Origin of the sequence: Streptomyces sp. HUAS 31 (assembly GCF_028198125.1) — a bacterium.
In the GTDB taxonomy this organism is placed as follows: domain Bacteria; phylum Actinomycetota; class Actinomycetes; order Streptomycetales; family Streptomycetaceae; genus Streptomyces; species Streptomyces chartreusis.
Window position 1 is genome coordinate 6,155,381 of the sequence record NZ_CP116353.1, and the last position, 21,567, is coordinate 6,176,947.

The window sequence follows — 21,567 nt, forward strand, 5'->3', positions numbered from 1 at the left end:
CCCGGCCCCAGAGCGTACGACAGGGAGCCGTGCACCACCCGGTCCCGGTGGCTCGTGGTGATGGCGAGCCCGTCAGCGGCAGCGTTTCTGTGGGTGAGGCAGGAGATTCGCTGGTGGCTCATCCACCGGTCGGTTGACTTCCTGCTGATCGGCTGGACCGACGGCACGCTGGTCTGGGACGCCGAGCGGGCGGCGTTCGACCGCGCGCAGCAGCCGGACGGCGGCGAACCGCATCGGCAGTCGCCGCTCGCGCATGGTCGTGACCGCTGGTGCGAACCGCCGGGCGACGTCCGTCGACCCAGGGGTGGCAGGATGCGGGGACGCGGTGGGAGGGGCGAGAGGGGCGGGGCGTCATGGGGCGGAGCGAGCGGGAGGCGGTGGCCCGGGGCCGGCGGCTGTTCGAGGCGGCGCAGGCCGTCGTGGACGATCACGCGCGGGCCGTCGAGGCCGTACACGCCGCCCTGGCACCGATCCACGACGACCTGGCCCGCACCGAACTGGACGCCATCCCGGTCGCCCGGCTGAAGGACCTCACCGAGGGCCGACTGCGGCTGGGCGAGGTGGAGAAAGGCGGGTTCCGCACGGTCGGGCAGGTCCTGGACGCAGGTTCCTACCGGCTGCGGCAACTGCCCGGCGTCGGACAGCAGACGGCCGACCAGACGGTGGCCGCCGCCCGCCGGATCGCCGACGCCGTGCGCGAGACCATCGCCGTGCACATCGACGTGGACCGGCCGGAGCCCCGCACCACCGCACTGGTCGTAGCACTCAACGTCCTGGTGGAGGCCGGTCCCGAGGCGCGCCGCGCCGTCGACACGGCCGGCACGCTCACCCAGCGGCTCGGACCGCCGCTGGCCGACGCGGCACCGACGTCCGGGCGGCTGCGCATGCTGCTCGCGGGCCGGGCCGGACGGGAACGCGCGCTGACGGCCCTGGCCGAGGTCCGCGCCGTCACCGAGCAGGCCGACCGGGACGAGGTGCCGCAACTGCTCGCCCAGGCCTCGGTCGACCTGCTGCGCCGCCCGGAGTCCGAGGTGGCCGCGCTGGTCGACTTCGAGCTCCGTTCCGCCGAGTACTACGGGCTGCTCGCCGAGCTCTCGGGCCGCGCTCCCGACCCGGCGGCGGCCGAGGGGTTCCTGCCGGACGCGGTGGCCGAGCGGGTCAGGACCCAGACGCTCGACGACACCCACCGCCGGGTCTCCCTGCGCGGCTACCAGGCCTTCGGCACCCGCTTCGCGCTCGCCCAGCGCCGCGTGATCCTCGGCGACGAGATGGGACTCGGCAAGACGATCCAGGCCATCGCCGCGCTCGCGCACCTCGCCGGCGAGGGACAGAGCCACTTCCTGGTCGTCTGCCCGGCCAGCGTGCTCATCAACTGGACCCGGGAGATCGAGAAGCGCAGCGCGCTGCGGGTGACGCCGCTGCACGGCCCGGATCGGCAGGAGGCGTTCGCCGACTGGAAGGGGCGGGGCGGCGTCGCGGTCACCACCTTCGACGCCCTGCGCGGTTTCCCGGTGCCCGGCGGCGGCGAACTGGGCATGCTCGTCGTCGACGAGGCGCACTTCGTGAAGAACCCGCAGACCCGCCGCTCGATGGCGGTCTCCGAGTGGGCGGGGCACTGCGACCGGGTGCTGTTCCTGACCGGTACGCCCATGGAGAACCGCGTCGAGGAGTTCCGCTGCCTGGTGCGGATACTCCAGCCCGAGCTGGCCGAGAGCGTCGACGAGCACGACGGCGTGGCGGGCTCCAAGGCGTTCCGGAAGGCGGTCGCCCCGGTCTATCTGCGCCGCAACCAGCAGGACGTCCTCACCGAACTCCCCGCGCTCCAGCACACGGACGAGTGGGAGGAGCCCAGCGCGGCGGACCAGGAGGCGTACCGCGAGGCCGTGCGAGCCGGCAACTTCATGGCCATGCGCAGGGCGGCGTACGCGCGTCCGGAGCGGTCGGCGAAGCTGGACCGGCTGCGCGAGATCGCCGCCGAGGCCGCCGAGAACGGCCTCAAGGTCGTGGTGTTCTCGGCCTTCCGCGACGTACTGGCAGCGGCACAGAAGGCTCTCGCGGACGGCACGCTTCCGGAGGCAGCGGAGGCAGCGGAGGCAGCGGAGGCAGCGGAGGCAGCGGAGGCAGCAGAGACGGTGGACGCCGACGAGACGGACGCCGACGAGACGGACGCCGACAAGACGGCCCGGCTGTTCGGACCCATCTCCGGCAGCGTGCCGCCCGCGCGGCGGCAGCAGCTCGTCGACGACTTCGCGGCCGCGCCCGGCCACGCCGTGCTGCTCGCGCAGATCGAGGCCGGTGGCGTGGGCCTCAACATGCAGGCCGCCTCCGTCGTCATCCTCTGCGAGCCGCAGCTCAAGCCCACCGTCGAACACCAGGCGGTCGCCCGCGCCCACCGCATGGGCCAGGTCCGCTCGGTCCAGGTGCACCGACTGCTCTGCACGGGTGGCGTGGACGAACGCCTGGTGCGGATGCTGGAGAACAAGTCCCGCCTGTTCGACGCCTACGCCCGCCGCAGCGCGGTCGCCGAGGCCACTCCGGACGCCGTCGACATCTCGGACATCAACCTGGCCCGCCGTATCGTCGAGGAGGAACAGGCACGGCTGGGCACGACACCGGCCAAGACACCGACCAGGACACCGACCGAGCCCGCGGCGGAACGGGCGTGACGGAGAAAGCCGCGCCGCGTACGGCCGTACTGATTACCGCGACCGATCACCGCGGCCGTACCGATCACGACCCTCCCGATCACGGCCCTCCCGCCACCCGCCTGCAAGCCTCCGCATAGGCCCGTACAAGAGGCCGCCGGGCGTCCTCCCGGCGCCAAGCCAGCGCGAAACGGCTCGGCGCGAGCCCCCGTACCGGACGTGTCACCACCCCGCCCAGGGTGATCAGCGGAGCGTTGCCCGTGGCCACCAGGCACACCCCGAGGCCAGCGACCAGCGCCTCGTACGTCTCCTCGGTGCCGGCGATCTCCGCTCCGATGCGGGGTGGCCGCCCGGCCCGTTCCTCCAGGGCCAGCCAGTAGTCCCGCAACGGCCCCGCGCCGGCCGGCAGGGCGAGGAAGGGTTCGTCCAGCAGGTCCGCGAAGTCGATCTCCGGACGGGAGGCGAGGCGGTGGGTCTGCGGGAGGGCGACCAGCCGGGGCTCCTCCGCGACGACCGTCCAGCCGTAGCGCTCGGCGTCCGGCAGCGGCAGCCAGACGAAGGCGATGTCGGCGTCCCCGTCGGCCAGCCCGGCGGTGGGGTCCTCCCAGCTCACCTGCCGCAGCCGCAGCACGGTGTCCGGGTGGGCGGCCGTGAAACGGGAGCGGATCGCGGGCAGCAGGCCGCCCCGGCCGGGGCTGGTGCTCATGCCCACGACCAGCGTGCTCCGCGCCGCCGCCCGGGCGGCCTCCAGCGCCGCCGACCCCTCCGACCAGGCGTCCAACACCCGCCGGGCGTGCGGCAGCAGTGCCTCGCCCGCCGCGGTGAGCGTCACGCCCTGCGGATCGCGGCGGAACAGCTCCACGCCCAGGTGCCGCTCCAGCGCGCGCACCTGCTTGCTGAGCGCGGGCTGCGAGACGTACAGCCGCTCGGCCGCCCGGGTGAAATGCAGTTCCTCGGCCACCGCCACGAAGTAACGCAGGTCCCGTACATGAACGTCCATCGCCATAACCATCGGTTATCAGTACGGGTCTTGGACGGGCAACCGCATTCGGAAGCAGGGTGGTCCGTGCAAGCCCTTGCAAACGACATGTGACGAGGAGCTGTCATGAACAAGGTGTGGCTGATCACGGGCGCGAGCAGCGGTTTCGGCCGTGCCGTCGCGGACGCGGCCCTCGCCGAGGGCGATGTCGTGGTGGGTGCGGTACGGCGTCCCGAGGGCCTGGACGATCTAGTGGCCGCCCACCCCGATCAGGTGGAGGCGCTGCGTCTGGACGTCGGCGACACGGGGGCCGCGGAGGCCGCCGTACGGGATGTGATCGCCCGGCACGGCAGGATCGACGTCCTGGTCAACAACGCGGGCCGCACTCACGTCGGTGCCTTCGAGGAGACCACCGAGCAGGAGCTGCGCGAGCTGTTCGAGGTGCATGTCTTCGGGCCGGCCGCCCTCACCCGGGCCGTGCTGCCGCACATGCGGGAGCGCCGGTCGGGGGCGATCGTGCAGATGAGCAGCATGGGCGGGCAGATGTCCTTCGCGGGCTTCTCGGCGTACAGCGGAACCAAGTTCGCGCTGGAGGGGCTGTCCGAGGGGCTCGCGGACGAGGTCGCCGAGTTCGGCATCAAGGTGCTGATCGTGGAGCCGGGCTCCTTCCGCACCTCGCTGTTCGAGACGGGGCGGGCCGGCACGAGCACGGACAGCGGCCTGTACCCCAAGGTGAGCCGGACCCGCGGGCTTGTCTCCGGCGGCGACGGCACGCAGCCCGGCGACCCGGCGAAGGCGGCGGCGCTCATCCTGGCCGCGCTGGAGGCCGAGGACACCCCGCTGCGGCTGCCGTTGGGCGACGACGGCGTCGACGCGGTCCTCGGCCACCTCGACCAGGTCCGCACGGACGTCGCGGCCTGGGAAAAGCGCACCCGAGCAACAGCCTTCGACAACTGACCCGGCTCGCCTCCAAACAACCGCCCTGCACAGCAGCTCGATCCCGCTGTGCAGGGCGAAGACCTGCCCCGACTCTCCGCGCACTCACCGCCCGGCATACCTGGCGGCGCCTCGCCTGCGCTGAAGGCGCGTCAGGTTCGCCGTGCAGGGCCCTTGTGTAATTCCTGTGGAGCCCTCAATCTTTCGCTGGCGCACAGGTGCGACACAGGAATTTGACATGTTCCTGCCCAAATTCACATTCACATTCCTTCTCGGCCCGTGCTCCCCCCACCGACGCACCACCGATTGAGGAGGATCCCTCAGATGGCAGTGATGCGTAACTCCCGCAGAGACAGCAGGCGAAGACTCGCCGCCCTCAGCCTCACGGCCACGGCGGCGCTCGCCGCGAGCCTCGTCTCCGCGCTCCCCGCAGCGGCCGCCCCCGAGGGCCGCGTCCAGTACGCCGGGGCGGCGAACGCCGTCGCCGACAGCTACATCGTGACGCTCCGGGCGGACCACGCCCGCTCCGGCTCCCAGGCCGGCCGCGCCCTCGTCGAGCGGTACGGCGCCGGCATCGAGCGGACGTACAGGAAGGCCCTGAACGGCTACGCGATCGAGGCCTCCGCGACCGAGGCGAAGCGGCTCGCCGCCGACCCGGCGGTCGCCTCCGTCGTGCAGAACCGCACGTTCAGCATCGACGCCACCCAGACCAACCCGCCCTCCTGGGGTCTGGACCGCATCGACCAGAAGAACCTGCCGCTGAACAGCTCCTACACCTACCCGGACTCCGCCGGGCAGGGTGTGACCGCGTACGTCATCGACACCGGCGTCCGCATCACCCACGGCGACTTCGGCGGCCGTGCCTCCTACGGCTACGACGCCATCGACAACGACAACACCGCCCAGGACGGCAACGGCCACGGCACGCACGTCGCCGGCACGGTCGCGGGCAACGCCTACGGTGTCGCCAAGAAGGCCAAGGTCGTCGGCGTGCGCGTGCTGAACAACTCCGGTTCCGGCACGACCGCCCAGGTCGTCGCCGGCATCGACTGGGTCGCGCAGAACGCCGTCAAGCCGGCCGTCGCCAACATGTCCCTCGGCGGCGGCGCCGACACCGCCCTCGACACGGCCGTGCGCAACGCCATCGCCTCCGGCGTCACCTTCGCCGTCGCGGCCGGCAACGAGACGACCAACGCCTCAACCAGGTCCCCCGCACGCGTCACCGAGGCCATCACGGTCGGCGCGACCACCTCGACCGACGCCAAGGCCAGCTACTCCAACTACGGCTCGGTGCTCGACCTGTTCGCGCCGGGTTCGTCCATCACCTCGGCCTGGAACTCCGGCGACTCGGCGACCAACACCATCTCCGGTACGTCGATGGCGACCCCGCACGTCGCCGGCGCGGCGGCGCTCTACCTCGCCGACCACCCGACCTCGACCCCGGCCCAGGTCTCCTCGGCCCTGACGTCCGCCGCCACCACCGGCGTCGTCACCAGCCCGGGCACCGGCTCGCCCAACCGGCTGCTCTACGTCGGCGGCGGCACGACCACCCCGCCGGGCCCGCGCTTCGAGAACACCGGTGACTACGCCATCGCCGACAACTCCACCGTCGAGTCCCCGGTGACGGTCTCCGGCGTGTCCGGCAACGCCCCCTCGGCCCTGGCCGTCGAGGTCCACATCGTCCACACCTACATCGGCGACCTCCAGGTCCAGCTGATCGCCCCCGACGGAACGGCGTACACGCTGAAGTCGTACGGCACCGGCGGCAGTTCGGACAACATCGACACCACGTACTCGGTGAACGCCTCCTCGGAGGCCGCCAACGGCACGTGGAAGCTCCGCGTCAGCGACAACGCGAACCTGGACACCGGGCGGATCGACGCCTGGGCGCTCCAGTTCTGAGCGGGTAGTGCCGCGCACGGCCGCCAGTTGTGAAGGAGGCGGCCGAACCGGCGATCAGTAGAGCTCCTCGTCCTCGCGGTACGGCTCAGGGTCGCTGACCCAGCCCGCCGCGAGGACCAGGCGTGTGTGGCGGTGCAGGGCGAGGAAGCCGAAGGGGCGGTCGAAGACGGCCCGGACGCTCGTGGTCACCCAGCGGAGCTGCGGTACACCGCCCGCCGGGAAGCCGAACGCCGTCACCGCGGCCGCGCGGAAGCCCACTGCGCCGAACTGCGCCGTGGCGGACTGCCGGGCCGACCCGACGGCCAGCGGGAAGCCGCTGATGCCGGGGAAGTGGCCGCGGCCGACGTCCCTCGCCGTGGTGAGGCCGAAGACGCGGTGCAGCGCGAGCAGGTCGTGGTGCGCGCGCAGGTCGAACGCCGCCGTGGTCACGTCCAGGGTCGGCGGCAGGGGCCGTTCACTGCGCTTCCTCACCACCCGCAGGCCCGGTCCCACCTCCCCGTAGGGCAGCCGCGGCCCCGACACCACGGGAAGCCTGCGCGCCAGGACGTCCACCCCGGCCCTCAGCACCTGCCCCCGCGTCATCCCCTCCTCGCCCAGCAGCAGATGGACGTCGATCGCGTTGTCGCCCAGCACGCGCAGCTCGGTGACGTGCCCCTCGGGCGTGTCTGCGACCCCGACCCGATCCAGCAGCTCGCTCTGCCGGTACAGGCCGACCAGCCGCCGGTCGGCCCACGGTCCGGTCTCCGGCGTCATCGGAAAGTCCCGGAAGCGCCGGAGCCAGTTCGTCCGCATCGCCAGCGCGCTCGCCAGCACCATCTCGGTGTCCGTCTCCAGCGCGACGGGCATCTCCCCGATCAGCCCGCCCGTCCGCTTCGCCGCCCACGCGTCCAACGCCCCCTTGTCGGCCGCCGGATCCCCCGTGAGCACGCCGTGCGCCTCGGCCGGCAGCCCCGCCTCCCAGCGCTCCCGCAGCTGAAGCGTCCGCTTCGTCCAGATCCCGAGCGCCGAGTCCAGCCCCCGCATCGTGCCCGCCGCGCCGAGCAACTCCCGTGCCGCGCCCGCCGCCCCACCCGCCGGGAGGCCGACCGCGTCGGCCAGTTCCGTCCGTGCCGGGCCGTCCGCGCCGTCCGCCAGGAAGGCGAGCAGCGGCCACACGCCCACCGCCGAGAAGACGGTGCCGTCGCCCGCGGCGGGGTCCGACGCCTGCGCCCAGCGCGCGGTCAGCTCGTTCACCGCCCGGATCGTGGCATTCGTAACCGGCATGACAATCCCCCTCGTTCCCCGCTTACCATTCGCCCAGTCGTACGCCCGTTCCCACCGCCTGAACCAGGAGCACGGTACTCGTGTCCATACCTCCGCCTCCCGGACCTCACCAGCCACAAGGGTCCCCGGAGCCGGCCCAGGGGCCGTCCGCGCAGGGGCCGTACGCACCGCCGTCGCCGTACGGCCATGGCGTGCCCGGTGCCCAGGGGCTGTACGCGTACCACCCCTACGGCGCCTACGGCCCGTACGGCCGCCCCGTGCCCGTCAACGGCGTCGCCATCGGTGCCCTCGTCCTCGGCATCCTCTGCTTCGTGCCGGCCGTGGGTCTGGTGCTGGGACTGATAGCGCTGGCGCAGATCAAGAAGCGGGGCGAGCGCGGCAAGGGCATGGCGATCGCCGGCTGCGTCCTGTCCTCCGTCGGACTCGTGCTGTGGGCGCTGGCACTGTCCACGGGCGGTGCCTCCGACTTCTGGGACGGCTTCCGGGAGGCGGCGGGCGGCGAGGGCACCGCCTACTCGCTCGAAACGGGCGACTGCTTCGACTCGCCGGGCGGCGACCTGGAGGGCGAGACCTACGACATCGACGAGGTGCCGTGCTCCGGTGCGCACGAGGCCGAGGTCTTCGCGATCCTCGGGCTGCCCGACAACACCTACCCGTCCTACCCCGGTGACGACGAGATGTCCCGGATCGCGGACGACAAGTGCTTCGGGCTCCAGGACCGTTACGCCATGGACCCCTGGGCCCTGCCGGACGACGCGGCCGTGTACTACTTCGTCCCGTCACGGGAGAGCTGGCGCTTCGGCGACCGCGCGATCACCTGCATGTTCGGCAGTACCAAGGACAACGGCAAGCTGACCGGTTCCCTGCACAACGACGCGTCGATGCTCGACGCCGATCAGGTCGCCTTCCTCACCGCCGTCAACGCCGTCGACGTCACCCTGTACGAGGAACCCGAGGAGTACCCCGAGGAGGACCTGGCGGCCAACCGGGCCTGGGCGAAGGACGTGCACGCCGTCCTCGGCGAACAGATCGACGAACTGCGCGGGCACCGCTGGGAGGGGGACACCGAGCAGCCGGTCACCGACCTGATCGACGAGATGGAGGACGCCCGCAAGGAGTGGGCGAAGGCGGCAGCGGCGAAGGACGCGGACACGTACTACGCGCACTACGACAACGGGTACGAATACATCGACGGCCCCACGACGGTCACCGCGCGCGAGGCTCTGGGCCTGGACACCACCGTGCCGATGTACGAGGACGACTCCTCCGGCGGCGAGGAGAGCGCCGGTGCCGGCGGTATCGATGTCTGAACCGAGGTGTGAGCGCGGCTATAACGGGGAGAAAGTGCCTGCGTAAAGCCCCCGGGGGGCACAAGTCATCACATCGAGTGATTCTCTGGCCTTTGCTTGCGTGAGACAACTCATGGTTGCCAGGCTGTTGCTGTCTGTACAACCTGATGGGAGCGGCCAGTGACTTTCGGTGAGCAGCCGGCGTACCTGCGCGTCGCGGGTGATCTCCGCAAGAAGATCGTCGACGGTTCACTGCCACCGCACACCCGCCTCCCGTCCCAGGCCAGGATCCGCGAGGAGTACGGCGTCTCGGACACCGTCGCGCTGGAGGCCCGCAAGGTGCTGATGGCCGAAGGTCTGGTCGAGGGCCGCTCCGGCTCCGGGACCTATGTGCGGGAGCGCCCCGTGCCCCGCAGGGTCGCCCGCTCCGGCTTCCGCCCGCCGAACGGCGCCACGCCGTTCCGTCAGGAGCAGGCCGACGGCGAGGTGCGCGGCACCTGGGAGTCCAGGAGCGAGCAGGCCGAGGCCAGCGGCGCAGTCGCCGAGCGGCTCGCCATCCGGCCCGGCGACCGCGTGATGTGCACCCGCTATCTCTTCCGGGACGCCGGCGAGGCGATGATGCTGTCGACCTCCTGGGAGCCCCTGGCCGTCACCGGCCGCACCCCCGTGATGCTGCCCGAGGAGGGCCCGCTCGGCGGCATGGGCGTCGTCGAGCGGATGGCCGCCATCGACGTCGTCGTGGACAACGTGACCGAGGAAGTGGGCGCGCGCCCCGGCCTCGCGGAGGAACTGCTGGCGCTGGGCGGCGTCCCCGGCCACGTGGTCCTCGTCATCCAGCGCACCTACTACGCGTCGGGCCGTCCGGTGGAGACGGCGGACGTGGTCGTCCCCGCCGACCGTTACCGGGTCTCGTACCACCTACCGGTGAAGTAGAGCGCCCATTGGTGAGGTAGCGCACACCTGCACCGCAGTTGCCGCCGGCCGAACCTCAACTCCCGCCCCTTCCGCAGCCGTTGGAATCTGGCCGTTCTCGCAGGTCGCCACCGGCGTGCGTGGCATGTCTGCGACCGGAAGCACCGAGGTCCCCGCACGGCGCGTTCGATGCCGTGCGCCCCCTACGACTTGGCTGGTTGCGTACCTCTTTGTGAAAAGGCGTATTCGCTGCGTAAAGGTTAGGCGTAGGCTCGGGCATATGCGGATTGCGGTTTCCTTAGCGGGCGGGGCACGGCACACGCCGCGAGCGGTACCCGGGCGGCGGGAGGCGGGAAGGGGCGGTGGGGCGCGATGAACGACAGCACGATCACTCTTCCCTGGCTCGTCGTCCGGCAGGACGACAACGGCAATCGCTATCGCGTGGGCCGATACGCGACCCGGGCCGAGGCCCAGAAGATCGCGGACAGCCTCGACAGCCGCGGCCACAAGCAGTTGTACTGGGTCGAGCGGATCGCGCAGAACGGCGACAGCGCGGACAACTGACTCCCCCTGAGCTCCCGTAGGCTCCGGCGCATGACGGAACGGATCGTGGTCGGCGCCGCCCTGCTGGACGGAGAGCGCCTTCTCGCCGCGCGCCGCAGCGCGCCCGAGGAGCTCGCCGGGCGCTGGGAGTTGCCCGGCGGCAAGGTCGAGCCCGGCGAGACGCCCGAGGCGGCGCTCGTACGCGAGCTGCGCGAGGAACTCGGTGTGGACACCGAGGTGATCGAGCGCGTACCGGGGGCATGGCCCCTGAAATCCCCCTACGTCCTGCATGTGTGGACGGCCCGTCTGCTCCCCGGAACGGGTGAACCGGGGCCCCTGGAGGACCACGACGAGCTGCGCTGGCTGGGTCCCGGGGAACTCTGGGACGTGGACTGGCTGGACCAGGATGTACCTGCGGTCCGCGAGGTGGCGGCGCGGCTCTGGTCCTGAGGAACTTCCCGGATTCCTGACGTGTCCTCTACGTTTCGCGCGGTACCGCCCCATGAATATCGGGTATGTGGTCATTAACCCTGCGAAACCGGACACGGGTGAATCCATTGGCCTGGGAAGTGATCGGCGTGATCGACACCGAAGGCGACTGTGCCGAGTGGAGCTTCCCCGCGGAGGCCGGCGCCGTGCGCGCGGCCCGAGTCGCCGTTCGGAACAGGCTGCGCGACTGGGGGCTCGACAGCCTCGCCGACATCGCGGCCCTGCTGGTCAGCGAACTGGTGACCAACTCCCTGCGGCACGCCACCGGCCCCATCGGCGTACGGCTGGTGCGCCCCGTCCGTCTCGGTGACGTCCTTCTGGTCGAGGTCTCCGACCCCCTTCCGGACCCGCCCCGCGAACGCGTCGCCCACCTGGAGGACGAGAGCGGCCGCGGCCTCCAGCTGGTGGCGCACTCCTCGCGCCGCTGGGGCACCAGACCCGGGCGGAACACGGGCAAGACGGTGTGGTTCGAGCTCGCGGTGCCGGACTGACCTCGCGGGTTTCGCGCGGTGCTCCCGGGCCCTGTACAACCCGTCAGTAGCCGTCCATCACGGTGTACGCCCCCTCTTGCCCTGTCGAACGGATGGTTCAGGCCAGTGGCAGTTGCAGATCAGGGTGGTTCGACTGCGTGTCCGCTGGTTAGAAGTCTGGAAGTGTTTCTGCGGCCGGGACCGAAAACCATCGGGACCGTGCTGTGATCGTGAACACCGTGTTGTGCGGGGCCGTAGTGCTGGATACTGCGGGCAGCCGCCGCCGGTGACCGGTGCCGGACGCGGTGAGCTGGAGGGGACGGTTCGCGTGAGCGAGATACCAGCGAAGGCCACGGAGTCCGAGGACCCGTCGGACGGCGCGAGGACGAGGGCCGCGGGACAGCGGTCCGGCGGCACACGATCCTCGCAAGCCTCTCAGGACACACGGGCCTCTCAGGACCCACAGAACTCCGGCGACGTATCGAACTCCCGTGACGGGCAAGGCTCCAGCGACCGGCGGGAATCCGGCCCGGTGTTCGCGTTCGACGAGACCCGGCCCGGCGACCCCGTCTGGCAGAGCAGTCCGCCCGGCTCGATCTACGACTACATCAAGGTCGCGTCTTTCTCCATCGGCCCCGACGGCCTGGTCGACCAGTGGAGCCTGCGCGCCGAGCAGATCTTCGGCATCCCCGCCGGGCGTGCCGTCGGCATGGACCCCATCGAGGCGTTCGTCGACCCGGACCTGCGCGAGCAGGGCCAGCGCAAGATGGCGGAGATCCTGGACGGGCGGGAGTGGACCGGCGTGGTCCCCTTCCGCGTGCCCGACGACGCCGACGGCCGGCCCGGTGAGGACGGCCTCGCCGAGGTCTACGTCATGCCGACGCAGACCGAGGACGGCGAGCGGGCCGCCGTGTGCATCGTCGTCGACGTGCGCACCCTGCGCCGGATGGAGACCGACCTCGCCGCCTCTCAGGCGATTTTCGGTCAATCTCCCTTCGGGTTCCTGCTGATCGACCCCGATCTGCGGGTGCGGCGCGCCAATCAGCGGTTCGCCTCACTGTTCGGCGGACGGCCCGACGACCACCGCGGCAAGGACGTCCACGACTATCTGTCGCGCCCCGAGGCCGAGCGCGTCTCGGCCACCCTGCGCCGGGTCCTGGAGAGCGGCGACTCCATCACGGACATGCATGTCACCGGCTTTCTGCCGGGTTCCGACGAGCGCCGGCACTGGTCCGTCAACCTCTACCGGGTGCACAGCGGCAGCGGCCGCCCCATCGGCATCGCCTGGCTCGGAATCGACATCACCGCGCGCCGCGCCGCCGCCCGCGAGGCCGCCGCCGCCCGGCGCAACCTCGCCCTGCTGAACGAGGCCGGCGCCCGCATAGGCAACTCCCTCGACCTGGAGACCACAGCCCGAGAACTCCTCGACGTCGTCGTCCCCGGCTTCTGCGACCTCGCCACGGTCGACCTCTACCAAGGGCTGCTGGCCGGCGACGAGGCCCCGCCCGGCCTCGCCGACGGCAGCGCGGAACTGCGCCGGGTCGCCTTCGCCAGCGCGGTCTCCGACGCGCCCTTCGTCGGCGACGGCGCACCCGTCGCGGTCGGCGCCGTCCACCACTACCCCTTCAACTCGCCCTGCGCGGACGCCCTGCGCACCGCCCGGCCGCAGCACGTGCCCGGCGAGGAGGGCGGGCTCGTCCAGTCCACGCTCGCCGTGCCGATGGTCGCCCACGACACGGTCGTAGGACTGGCTCAGTTCGCGCGGACCAAGGGCAGCGAGCCGTTCGGGGACCGGGACCGGGACCTGGCGGTCGAACTCGCCGCGCGGGCCGCGGTCTGCATCGACAACGCGCGGCTGTACCGGCGCGAGCACGAGCGGGCGCTGATACTGCAGCGGTCGCTGCTGCCGCCGGGGGACCCCGTCGCCTCCGGCCTGGACATCGCCTGCCGCTATCTGCCCGGCGACTCCTCGTCCGACCGGCCCAGCGAGGTGGGCGGCGACTGGTTCGACGTCATCGAACTGCCCGGCCACCGCACGGCGTTGGTGGTGGGCGACGTGATGGGCCGCGGTCTCCGTGCCGCCGTGGCGATGGGCGAACTGCGCTCCGCCGTGCGCACGCTGGCCCTGCTGGACCTCGAACCCGCCGAGGTCCTCTCCGCCCTGGACGAGATCGCCCGCGGCCTCGGCGCACCCGGCGGCGTCCAGCAGGCCACCCGCGCCGCCCGCCGGCCCCGCGAGGCGGACCTGTCCGAGGTGTACCTCGCGACCTGTGTGTACGCGGTCTACGACTCCGTCACACGCCGCTGCACCTTCGCCAACGCCGGACATCTGCCGCCGGTCCTCGTCGAGCCCGGCGAGGCGGCGCTGATGCTCGACGTGCCGCCGGGTATGCCGCTCGGCGTGGGCGGGGAGCCGTTCGAGGAGGTCGAGGTCGAGCTGGCGGAGGGCGCGCTGCTGGCGCTCTACACGGATGGACTCGTCGAGTCCCGCGACCATCCCCTGGACGAGGGCCTCCAGGCCTTCGTCGGCGCGCTGACCGACCCCTCCGAGCCATTGGAGGACGTCTGCGACCACGTCCTCAACACCCTCGACACCCACCACGGCGAGGACGACATCGCGTTGCTGATGGCACGTGTCCAGGGGCTGCCCGCCGACTCGGTCGGCGACTGGACCCTGCCGCGCGAGCCCCGCAGCGTGGGCCGGGCCCGCGAGTACGCCCGCGGCCGGCTGCTGTCCTGGGACCTCGAACCCCTGGTCGACACCACGGAACTCCTCGTCAGCGAACTGGTCACCAACGCCCTGCGCTACGGCGAGGGCGAGATCAGACTGCGCCTCCTCCTGGACCGCACCCTGGTCTGCGAGGTCTGGGACTCCGGCCTGGTCCAGCCCCGCCGCCGCCGCGCCCGCGACACGGACGAGGGCGGCCGTGGCCTCCAACTGGTCGGCCTGCTCAGCGCGGCCTGGGGCTCCCGACGCACCCCCCGCGGCAAGACGGTGTGGTTCGAACTGCCCCTGCCGGACGGCGAGCACGGCCTGACGGACCCGGCGGAGGCGTTGCTGAGCCTGTTCTGAGCCGCCCCCCGGCGGTCCCGGACGTCAGCCGGCTGCCGCCGGGCGGCGTGCCCGGGTGCGCGGGCCGCCGAAGCTGGGGGCCGGGCCGTCGGCGGGCAGCAGGACGCCGCCCAGGACCGCTCCGGTCAGACCGCTGATGTCGTGGCCCGGGCCGTCGGCGGGGTGGCCGTGCAGGCGGACGTCCTGTTCGGCCAGTTCGTGGGCCTGCCGGCCCAGGGTGTCGGCGGAGACGAGGTCGGCGAGTACCTCACGCGGCCCCCGCCCCGCCGGTGCGGGCACCGGGGGAGCGAGCAGTCGCCGTGCCTCGGCCAGCCGGGTGCGCGCCTCGCCGCCCACCGCGGCCCGGTGCGTCGCGACGACGTCGTCCGCACCGCCGACCGCACTGCGGGCGCACACCGCCGCGGCCGCCGGGAGCACCCCGGCCCGCCCCGCCACGACGGGCGCGACACCCCGCACGATCCGCCGCAGCAGGTCCAGCGGGTCGTACCGCCGCCCCGAGGCCAGCTCCTCGCGCACGCCGGCCAGGGTGGCGTCGGCGTGGGCGACCCGGGAGCGCAGTTCACCGGCCGGGATGTCGGCGTACGGGGCACCCGCCGGCGCCGGCTCCCGCGCCCCCGCGATCTCCACCTCGCTGCCGGTCAGCGCGGCCGGGACCATCGCCGCGGCGGTCGAGAGCTCCCCGGCGAGCCGCTCGATGCCGTCGATGAGGACGGCCGCCTGGGCGATGGCGCCCTCGGCGGCGCGCAGCCGGCCCCCGGCACGTTCGTTTTCGCCCAAGTCGGCCGCCTGGCGGGCGTGGTTGAGCTGTGTCGTGGCGAACACCAGCCGGTCCTTGGCCTGCTCGACATGGCCCGCGACGGCGGTGGTCGCGGAGGCGGCGAACCGCTCGCCGAGCTCGCTCAGTGCCGTCCCCGCGGCCCCGGTCCGCCAGGTCAGCTCCCGGAACCTGCCCTCGGCGACGACCAGGGCATGCCCCAGACCGCCGCCCAGCCCCTCCTCCAGCCCGCGCGACTGGTCGAACGCGGCGGCCTGTCCGTCCAGCAGCCGCCCCACTTCCTCGCACCGCCCGACGATCCCCGCCAGCGCATGCCGACGGGCCGCCGGCTCCTGAGGCACCCCGTCCTCGTACTGCCACCGCATCCGGAACGCGACCGCCAACTCGCCCCGCGCGTCCCGCAGAACCCGGGTGAACGGCTCCACGTGCTCGGCGTCCCCCACCCCGAACCGCCCCACGACGAACGCCAGCTCCTCCGCGCTGACCCGCACCGAGTCGTCGGCCTCCACCAGCGCGGTCCGCGCCCGCTCGTCGAGCTCGGCGGCGGGCGGCTCCGCGGCCTGGACCTGCGCCCCCGAGGGAGTCGTACGGTCCCGCGCCCGCCGTCTGCGCCGCAGGAACCCGTAGCTCGCCATGAGGCCCGTGGCGGCCAGGACCGCCACGGGCAGCACGAGATCGGTGGCGGAGGTCTCCCCGTCCTGCGCGTTCCCCGCGCCCTCCCCCTGCTCCATCGCCCCTGCGACGGGCCGTTGCGCCCCGCCCGCAACCGCGCCCCCGCCGTTGATCGTCATGCCGGGCAACACCAGCCACACCACCCCGACCAGACCGCCGACCACGGCGTGCGCCACCCGCACGGATATGTGCGAGCGCCCACGCCGCGGCCGGCCCCGGATCAAGGATGACGTCACATTTCGGAGCGTATGAGCAGCAATGCCCCCGCGCGACCGGGATGCGTCCAGGGTGGTGTGGAGGGACACAGGACGACGGATGAGGGGACCCGGCGATGGACCGACAGCGGAGCGAGCAACCGACCACCGACCCCGGGCCCGCCGAGCAGGAGGGTTCCGTCCCGGCCGAGGTCGAGGCCGGAGACGAGAGCGAAGCCCCGGCCGGGCGGCGCACGGACGCCGAACGCCGTGCCCGTCGCCGTCGCCTCCTGCGCCGCACCGCCCTCGCCCTCGCCCTGCTCCTCGTCGTCCCCGTCCTCGGCGCCGCGCTCGCCCTGCGCCTGAACTACACCGGCGACCTCGCGGAAGGCACCCACACCAGAAACCGGGACGCCATCTGGCTCGGCCACGCCTGGGTCGACGGCCGCAAGAAGGACGCCGACGTCGAGGCCCTGGCCCGCCGCCTGCAAGGCACCGGCATCCGTGACCTCTACGTCCACGCCGGCCCACTCGAACACGACGGGACCCTTCCCGCCTCGGCGTACCCGAGAGCCCGCTGGCTCATAGCGGCCGTGCACCGGGAGATCCCCGCCGTCCGGGTCCAGGCGTGGCTCGGCGACAAGCTGGCGACCGAGGACGACGACGGCCTGCGCCTGAGCCGCCCGGCGACCCGCGAGGCGGTCGTCGACTCCACCCGCCGGATCCTCGCCACCGGGTTCGACGGCGCCCACTTCGACCTCGAACCCCTCCACTCGGGCGACCGGAACTACCTCACCCTCCTCGACGCCCTGCACAGGCTCACCCGCGCACACGACGCCCCGCTCTCGGTCGCCGCGCACCAGATCGACCCGCTCCCGGCGATCCACTCCGTCGCCGGCGCCCTCACCGGTCACCCCAAGTGGTGGTCGCAGGAGTTCTTCGGCGAGGTGGCACGCCGTGTCGACCAGATCGCGGTGATGTCGTACGACACGGCCACGCCGCTTCAGAGCCTGTACGGCGGCTATGTCGCCCAGCAGACGTCACTCGCCCTGGAGGTCACCCCGCCCGGCACCGACCTGCTGATGGGCCTGCCGTTCTTCCACGACAACACGATCGGCCACCGGGCGGCCGCCGAGACCGTCCCCGCGGCCGTCCGCGGCGTGCGCCTCGGCCTGTCCCGCACGGACGCCGACCGGGCCGCCTTCGGCGTCGCCCTCTACGTCGACTTCGCGGCGACAGAGGGCGACTGGACGGCGTACGAAGAGGGCTGGGTCCGCTGAGAGCGCGGGCGCTCACTCCGCCGAGGAGCGCCTCCTGATCTTCGAGCCCAGCCACACCAGCGGGTCGTACTTGCGGTCCACGGCCCGCTCCTTCAGGGGGATCAGCGCGTTGTCGGTGATCTTGATGCCCTCTGGGCAGACCTCCGTGCAGCACTTGGTGATGTTGCAGTAGCCGAGGCCGTGTTCGTCCTGTGCGGTCTTCTTGCGGTCCAGGCCGCTCTCGCCGGCCGCGTCCAGCGGGTGCATGTCCAGTTCGGCGACCCGCATCAGGAAGCGCGGGCCCGCGAACGCCGGTTTGTTCTCCTCGTGGTCACGCACCACATGGCAGGTGTCCTGGCACAGGAAGCACTCGATGCACTTGCGGAACTCCTGCGAGCGGTCCACGTCCTCCTGCATCATCCGGTACTCGCCCGGACCCAGGTCCTTGGGCGGCACGAAGGCCGGGACCTCGCGCGCCTTCTCGTAGTTGAAGCCGACGTTCGTGACCAGGTCCCGCACGACGGGGAAGGCGCGCAGCGGGGTGACGGTGATCGTCTCCTCGCGGGTGAACACCGACATCCGCGTCATGCACAGCAGCCGTGGCCGCCCGTTGATCTCGGCCGAGCACGAACCGCACTTGCCCGCCTTGCAGTTCCAGCGGACGGCGAGATCGGGCGCCTGGGTGGCCTGGAGGCGGTGGATGATGTCGAGGACCACCTCGCCGTCGTTCACCTCGACCTTGAAGTCCTCCAGGTCCCCGCCCTGCACATCGCCCCGCCACACCTTGAAGCGGGCCTCGTAGCTGCTCACTGGTAGAGCTCCTCCTCGGCGAGGTACTTGACCAGCTCCTCCTTGTCGAAGAGAGCCAGCAGGTCCTGGCGGACGGGATCGGTGGTCTCACGTGCGAGATCGATCTGGCCGCGCTCGGGGTCGGTGGCCGCGAGGCCGCCCGTCGGGTCGGCGAGCCGGCACAGCAGGTTGATGTTGCGCCACCTGCGGTCCATCGTCGGATGGTCCTCGCGGGTGTGGCCGCCTCGCGACTCCGTGCGCTCCAGCGCGGCCCGCGCCACGCACTCGCTGACCAGCAGCATGTTGCGCAGGTCGAGCGCGAGGTGCCAGCCCGGGTTGAACTGCCGGTGCCCCTCGACCCCGGCCCGGCGGGCCCGTACGCGCAGATCGGCCAGCTTCTCCAGCGCCCGCTCCATCTCGGCCTCGCGGCGGATGATGCCGACCAGGTCGTTCATCGCCTGCTGGAGTTCCTGGTGGAGTGTGTAGGGGTTCTCCGGCGGGCGGCCCTCGTCCTCGGCGCCGGGCGGGCCCTCCGCCGAGAACGGGCGCAGCGCCTCCGCGGCCGCCGTGTCGATCTCCAGATCGCTGACCTCGGGGCGTTCGAAGGCCCGTGCCGCCGCGTGCTCGGCGGCGTGCCAACCGGCCCGGCGGCCGAACACCAGCAGGTCGGACAGCGAGTTGCCGCCCAGCCGGTTCGAGCCGTGCATGCCGCCGGCCACCTCGCCGGCCGCGAACAGTCCCGGCACCCCGCGCGCCGCCGCCGTGTCCGACTCGACCGCGATGCCGCCCATGACGTAGTGGCAGGTCGGCCCGACCTCCATCGCCTCGGCCGTGATGTCGACGTCCGCCAGCTCCTTGAACTGGTGGTACATCGAGGGCAGCCGGCGCCGGATGACGTCCGCCGGCATCCGGGTCGACACGTCCAGGAGGACGCCGCCGTGCGGGGAGCCGCGGCCCGCCTTCACCTCGGCGTTGATGGCCCGGGCCACCTCGTCACGGGGGAGCAGTTCGGGGGGCCGGCGGTTGTTGTCCGGGTCCTCGTACCAGCGGTCGCCCTCCTCCTCCGACTCGGCGTACTTCTCCTTGAAGACGTCGGGGATGTAGTCGAACATGAACCGCTTGCCCTCGGAGTTGCGCAGCACCCCTCCGTCGCCACGCACCGACTCCGTGACCAGGATCCCCTTCACCGACGGCGGCCAGACCATGCCCGTCGGGTGGAACTGCACGAACTCCATGTTCAGCAGGGGTGCCCCGGCGAGCAGCGCCAGCGCGTGGCCGTCGCCCGTGTACTCCCAGGAGTTCGACGTCACCTTGAAGGACTTGCCGATCCCGCCGGTCGCGATGACCACGGACGGCGCTTCGAGGACGAAGAAGCGGCCCGTCTCGCGCTCGTAGGCGAAGACCCCGGAGACCCGGCTGCCGTCCTTGAGGACCCGGGTGACCGTGCACTCCTGGTAGACCTTCAGCCGGGACTCGTAGTCCCCGGTCTCCTTCTTGTCCTCCTGCTGCAACGCCACGATCTTCTGCTGCAGCGTGCGGATCAGCTCCAGGCCGGTGCGGTCACCGACGTGCGCCAGGCGCGGGTACTCGTGCCCGCCGAAGTTGCGCTGGGAGATCCGGCCGTCCTTCGTACGGTCGAAGAGCGCGCCCCAGGTCTCCAGCTCCCAGACCCGGTCCGGTGCCTCCTGCGCGTGCAGTTCGGCCATCCGCCACTGGTTGAGGAACTTGCCGCCGCGCATGGTGTCGCGGAAGTGGACCTGCCAGTTGTCGTGCTCGTTGGCGTTGGCCATGGCCGCCGCGATGCCGCCCTCGGCCATCACGGTGTGCGCCTTGCCGAAGAGCGATTTGCAGATCACGGCCGTACGGGCGCCTCGCTCCCGTGCCTCGATCGCCGCCCGGAGGCCCGCGCCCCCCGCGCCGATCACGACGACGTCCCACTCCTGCCGTTCGACCACGGACATCTGTTCAGTCCCCACTCACGATTAGAAGAAGCGCGGATCGTCGAAGACCCCGGACGCGACGAGATAGACGTAGAAGTCGGCGAGCGCCACGCTCACCAGGGACGCCCACGCCAGCTGCATGTGGCGGGCGTTGAGCTTCCCGATCCACTGCCACATGCGGTAGCGCACGGGGTGTTTGGAGAAGTGCTTGAGCTTGCCGCCGACGATGTGCCGGCAGGAGTGGCAGGACGCCGTGTACGCCCAGATCAGCACGATGTTGACGAGGAACACGAGGGTGCCGAGGCCCATGTGGCCCCACTCGTAGTGCTCGTCGCGGAAGGCGAGCACGGTGTCGTACGTCAGGATCCCGGCGACCAGGAGCGCGGCGTAGAAGAAGTACCGGTGGATGTTCTGCAGGATCAGCGGGAAGCGGGTCTCTCCGGAGTACTTCTTGTGCGGCTCCGCCACCGCGCAGGCCGGGGGCGACATCCAGAAGCCGCGGTAGTAGGCCTTGCGGTAGTAGTAGCAGGTCAGACGGAAGCCGAGCGGGAAGATCAGGATGATGATCGCGGGGGAGATGCCCCACCAGCTCCCGAAGAGGTCCCAGTTCGGCCCGCCGCGCATGGTCTCGCAGTTCTCCGCCAGACACGGCGAGTAGAACGGGGAGACGTACGGCGCCGCGTAGTAGTCCGCGTTCGCGAAGGCCCGCCAGGTCGAGTACACGATGAACGCCAGCAGACCGGCCGCGGTGGCGGCCGGGGCCAGCCACCAGCGGTCGGTCCGCAGGTGCGGGGCGGTGATCGCGGCGCGCGTACCGGTTCGTACGCCGCCGCTGTTCAGATGGGGTTCCGTACCAGTGGCCAATGCATGACTCCGGTCGGGTCAAGGGGAGGGATCAGGGGGCGCGGCGGTCCCGGGCGCCGAGACCCTCGTCATCCGTGTCGATCCACAGAGAGTCGTCGTACGGCGTGTCGGGGATGGAGACGAGCTCCGGCCTGCGCTGCGCGCCGGGGGACGCGGCGGATTCCCGCAGCAGCGCCACGCTCTCGCGCAGGTGGTCGGCGTCGGTGCGCACACGGCGCATCTCCAGCCCGCCGGTGCCCAGCTGCTGCTCGAGGCGGCCCACGGACCGGGCCAGGTCGTCGAGGCAACGCTGGACAGCTGTCAGGTCGTCTTGCACGGACATGACGTGACCTCACTTCCGTGGGCCCTTCGGCCCTGGGTGGCAACGTTCATGCGCCTGCGAGTGTTGCGCGTCACACCTGTCGCTGTGAAGGCATGTGCAGCGATTGGCGGATTGCACGCCTCCGACGCGCGCTCGCGAGCGCCCTGTGTACGCCGGGGAGCCGAAGGGGCGAGAGGGGGTGCCTTTACTCCGGACGGGTGGGGTTGCCCGCCCCCCTCGCCGTGTCGTCTCCGCCGGGCGAACCCTTTCCT

General features: G+C 71.9%; 17 protein-coding genes. 10 read left to right on the forward strand and 7 right to left on the reverse strand.

Annotated features, from left to right (window positions below; translation table 11 throughout):
• The first annotated feature begins 353 nt into the window (after positions 1–353).
• Entirely contained in the window at positions 354–2,666 is a 2,313-nt protein-coding gene (locus PGH47_RS27565; RefSeq protein WP_271665642.1) for a DEAD/DEAH box helicase, read from the forward strand.
• Positions 2,667–2,745: 79 nt separating this feature from the next.
• Here the strand turns inward: PGH47_RS27565 and PGH47_RS27570 are convergent, their stop codons facing one another.
• Positions 2,746–3,651 (reverse strand): LysR family transcriptional regulator, encoded by a 906-nt coding sequence (locus tag PGH47_RS27570; RefSeq protein WP_271665643.1) that lies wholly within the window; start codon positions 3,649–3,651, stop codon positions 2,746–2,748.
• A gap of 99 nt (positions 3,652–3,750) precedes the next feature.
• Here PGH47_RS27570 and PGH47_RS27575 point away from each other — a divergent pair, with 99 nt between their 5' ends.
• Complete coding sequence (locus PGH47_RS27575; RefSeq protein ID WP_271665644.1) at positions 3,751–4,581, forward strand: oxidoreductase; 831 nt, start codon at positions 3,751–3,753, stop codon at positions 4,579–4,581.
• Between the two features lie 303 nt (positions 4,582–4,884).
• The gene (locus PGH47_RS27580; RefSeq protein ID WP_271665645.1) at positions 4,885–6,462 is read left to right on the forward strand and encodes a S8 family peptidase; all 1,578 of its coding nucleotides are present in this window, start codon (positions 4,885–4,887) and stop codon (positions 6,460–6,462) included.
• 54 nt (positions 6,463–6,516) lie between these two features.
• Here the strand turns inward: PGH47_RS27580 and PGH47_RS27585 are convergent, their stop codons facing one another.
• Positions 6,517–7,725, reverse strand: a complete 1,209-nt coding sequence (locus PGH47_RS27585; RefSeq protein WP_271665646.1) for a serpin family protein — start codon at positions 7,723–7,725, stop codon at positions 6,517–6,519.
• 80 nt (positions 7,726–7,805) lie between these two features.
• On the opposite strand from PGH47_RS27585, the gene PGH47_RS27590 reads away from it, so the two are divergent.
• The 6 genes from PGH47_RS27590 (at position 7,806) to PGH47_RS27615 (ending at position 14,501) form a co-directional block, all read left to right on the forward strand.
• The gene (locus PGH47_RS27590) at positions 7,806–9,035 is read left to right on the forward strand and encodes a DUF4190 domain-containing protein (protein WP_271665647.1); all 1,230 of its coding nucleotides are present in this window, start codon (positions 7,806–7,808) and stop codon (positions 9,033–9,035) included.
• A gap of 159 nt (positions 9,036–9,194) precedes the next feature.
• On the forward strand, positions 9,195–9,947 hold the full coding sequence (locus PGH47_RS27595) for a GntR family transcriptional regulator (RefSeq protein WP_271665648.1): 753 nt from the start codon (positions 9,195–9,197) through the stop codon (positions 9,945–9,947).
• 351 nt (positions 9,948–10,298) lie between these two features.
• A complete protein-coding gene (locus PGH47_RS27600) occupies positions 10,299–10,490 on the forward strand; it encodes an SPOR domain-containing protein (protein WP_030967771.1) in 192 nt (63 codons plus the stop codon).
• Positions 10,491–10,520: 30 nt separating this feature from the next.
• On the forward strand, positions 10,521–10,919 hold the full coding sequence (locus PGH47_RS27605) for a (deoxy)nucleoside triphosphate pyrophosphohydrolase (RefSeq protein ID WP_271665649.1): 399 nt from the start codon (positions 10,521–10,523) through the stop codon (positions 10,917–10,919).
• A 98-nt stretch (positions 10,920–11,017) separates the two neighbouring features.
• Positions 11,018–11,449 carry an ATP-binding protein gene (locus tag PGH47_RS27610; RefSeq protein WP_271665650.1) on the forward strand — a complete coding sequence of 144 codons (432 nt, stop codon included), beginning with the start codon at positions 11,018–11,020 and terminating at the stop codon, positions 11,447–11,449.
• Positions 11,450–11,756: 307 nt separating this feature from the next.
• Positions 11,757–14,501 (forward strand): SpoIIE family protein phosphatase, encoded by a 2,745-nt coding sequence (locus tag PGH47_RS27615; protein WP_271665651.1) that lies wholly within the window; start codon positions 11,757–11,759, stop codon positions 14,499–14,501.
• Positions 14,502–14,525: 24 nt separating this feature from the next.
• Here PGH47_RS27615 and PGH47_RS27620 read toward each other — a convergent pair whose 3' ends face one another.
• Positions 14,526–16,184, reverse strand: a complete 1,659-nt coding sequence (locus tag PGH47_RS27620; protein WP_271665652.1) for a hypothetical protein — start codon at positions 16,182–16,184, stop codon at positions 14,526–14,528.
• 95 nt (positions 16,185–16,279) lie between these two features.
• On the opposite strand from PGH47_RS27620, the gene PGH47_RS27625 reads away from it, so the two are divergent.
• On the forward strand, positions 16,280–17,422 hold the full coding sequence (locus tag PGH47_RS27625) for a hypothetical protein (RefSeq protein WP_271665653.1): 1,143 nt from the start codon (positions 16,280–16,282) through the stop codon (positions 17,420–17,422).
• 12 nt (positions 17,423–17,434) lie between these two features.
• On the opposite strand, the gene PGH47_RS27630 is transcribed toward PGH47_RS27625, so the two are convergent.
• The 4 genes from PGH47_RS27630 to PGH47_RS27645 are packed head-to-tail and all read right to left on the reverse strand — an operon-like array spanning position 17,435 to position 21,316.
• On the reverse strand, positions 17,435–18,211 hold the full coding sequence (locus tag PGH47_RS27630; protein WP_271665654.1) for a succinate dehydrogenase/fumarate reductase iron-sulfur subunit: 777 nt from the start codon (positions 18,209–18,211) through the stop codon (positions 17,435–17,437).
• Positions 18,208–20,151: a fumarate reductase/succinate dehydrogenase flavoprotein subunit gene (locus tag PGH47_RS27635; protein WP_271665655.1), complete on the reverse strand. Its 1,944-nt coding sequence runs from the start codon at positions 20,149–20,151 to the stop codon at positions 18,208–18,210. Before PGH47_RS27635 ends, PGH47_RS27630 begins: the two co-directional genes overlap by 4 nt.
• Positions 20,152–20,172: 21 nt before the next feature.
• A complete protein-coding gene (locus tag PGH47_RS27640; RefSeq protein ID WP_030953966.1) occupies positions 20,173–20,994 on the reverse strand; it encodes a hypothetical protein in 822 nt (273 codons plus the stop codon).
• A 31-nt stretch (positions 20,995–21,025) separates the two neighbouring features.
• The gene (locus tag PGH47_RS27645) at positions 21,026–21,316 is read right to left on the reverse strand and encodes a hypothetical protein (RefSeq protein ID WP_093747175.1); all 291 of its coding nucleotides are present in this window, start codon (positions 21,314–21,316) and stop codon (positions 21,026–21,028) included.
• Between the last annotated feature and the right edge of the window lie 251 nt (positions 21,317–21,567).

Coding starts and splice junctions, on each gene's coding strand:
- PGH47_RS27565 (WP_271665642.1), top strand. CDS start 354: ATGGGGCGGAGCGAGCGGGAGGCGGTGGCCCGGGGCCGGCGGCTGTTC.
- PGH47_RS27570 (WP_271665643.1), bottom strand. CDS start 3,651: ATGGCGATGGACGTTCATGTACGGGACCTGCGTTACTTCGTGGCGGTG.
- PGH47_RS27575 (WP_271665644.1), top strand. CDS start 3,751: ATGAACAAGGTGTGGCTGATCACGGGCGCGAGCAGCGGTTTCGGCCGT.
- PGH47_RS27580 (WP_271665645.1), top strand. CDS start 4,885: ATGGCAGTGATGCGTAACTCCCGCAGAGACAGCAGGCGAAGACTCGCC.
- PGH47_RS27585 (WP_271665646.1), bottom strand. CDS start 7,725: ATGCCGGTTACGAATGCCACGATCCGGGCGGTGAACGAGCTGACCGCG.
- PGH47_RS27600 (WP_030967771.1), top strand. CDS start 10,299: ATGAACGACAGCACGATCACTCTTCCCTGGCTCGTCGTCCGGCAGGAC.
- PGH47_RS27605 (WP_271665649.1), top strand. CDS start 10,521: ATGACGGAACGGATCGTGGTCGGCGCCGCCCTGCTGGACGGAGAGCGC.
- PGH47_RS27625 (WP_271665653.1), top strand. CDS start 16,280: ATGGACCGACAGCGGAGCGAGCAACCGACCACCGACCCCGGGCCCGCC.
- PGH47_RS27635 (WP_271665655.1), bottom strand. CDS start 20,151: ATGTCCGTGGTCGAACGGCAGGAGTGGGACGTCGTCGTGATCGGCGCG.
- PGH47_RS27645 (WP_093747175.1), bottom strand. CDS start 21,316: ATGTCCGTGCAAGACGACCTGACAGCTGTCCAGCGTTGCCTCGACGAC.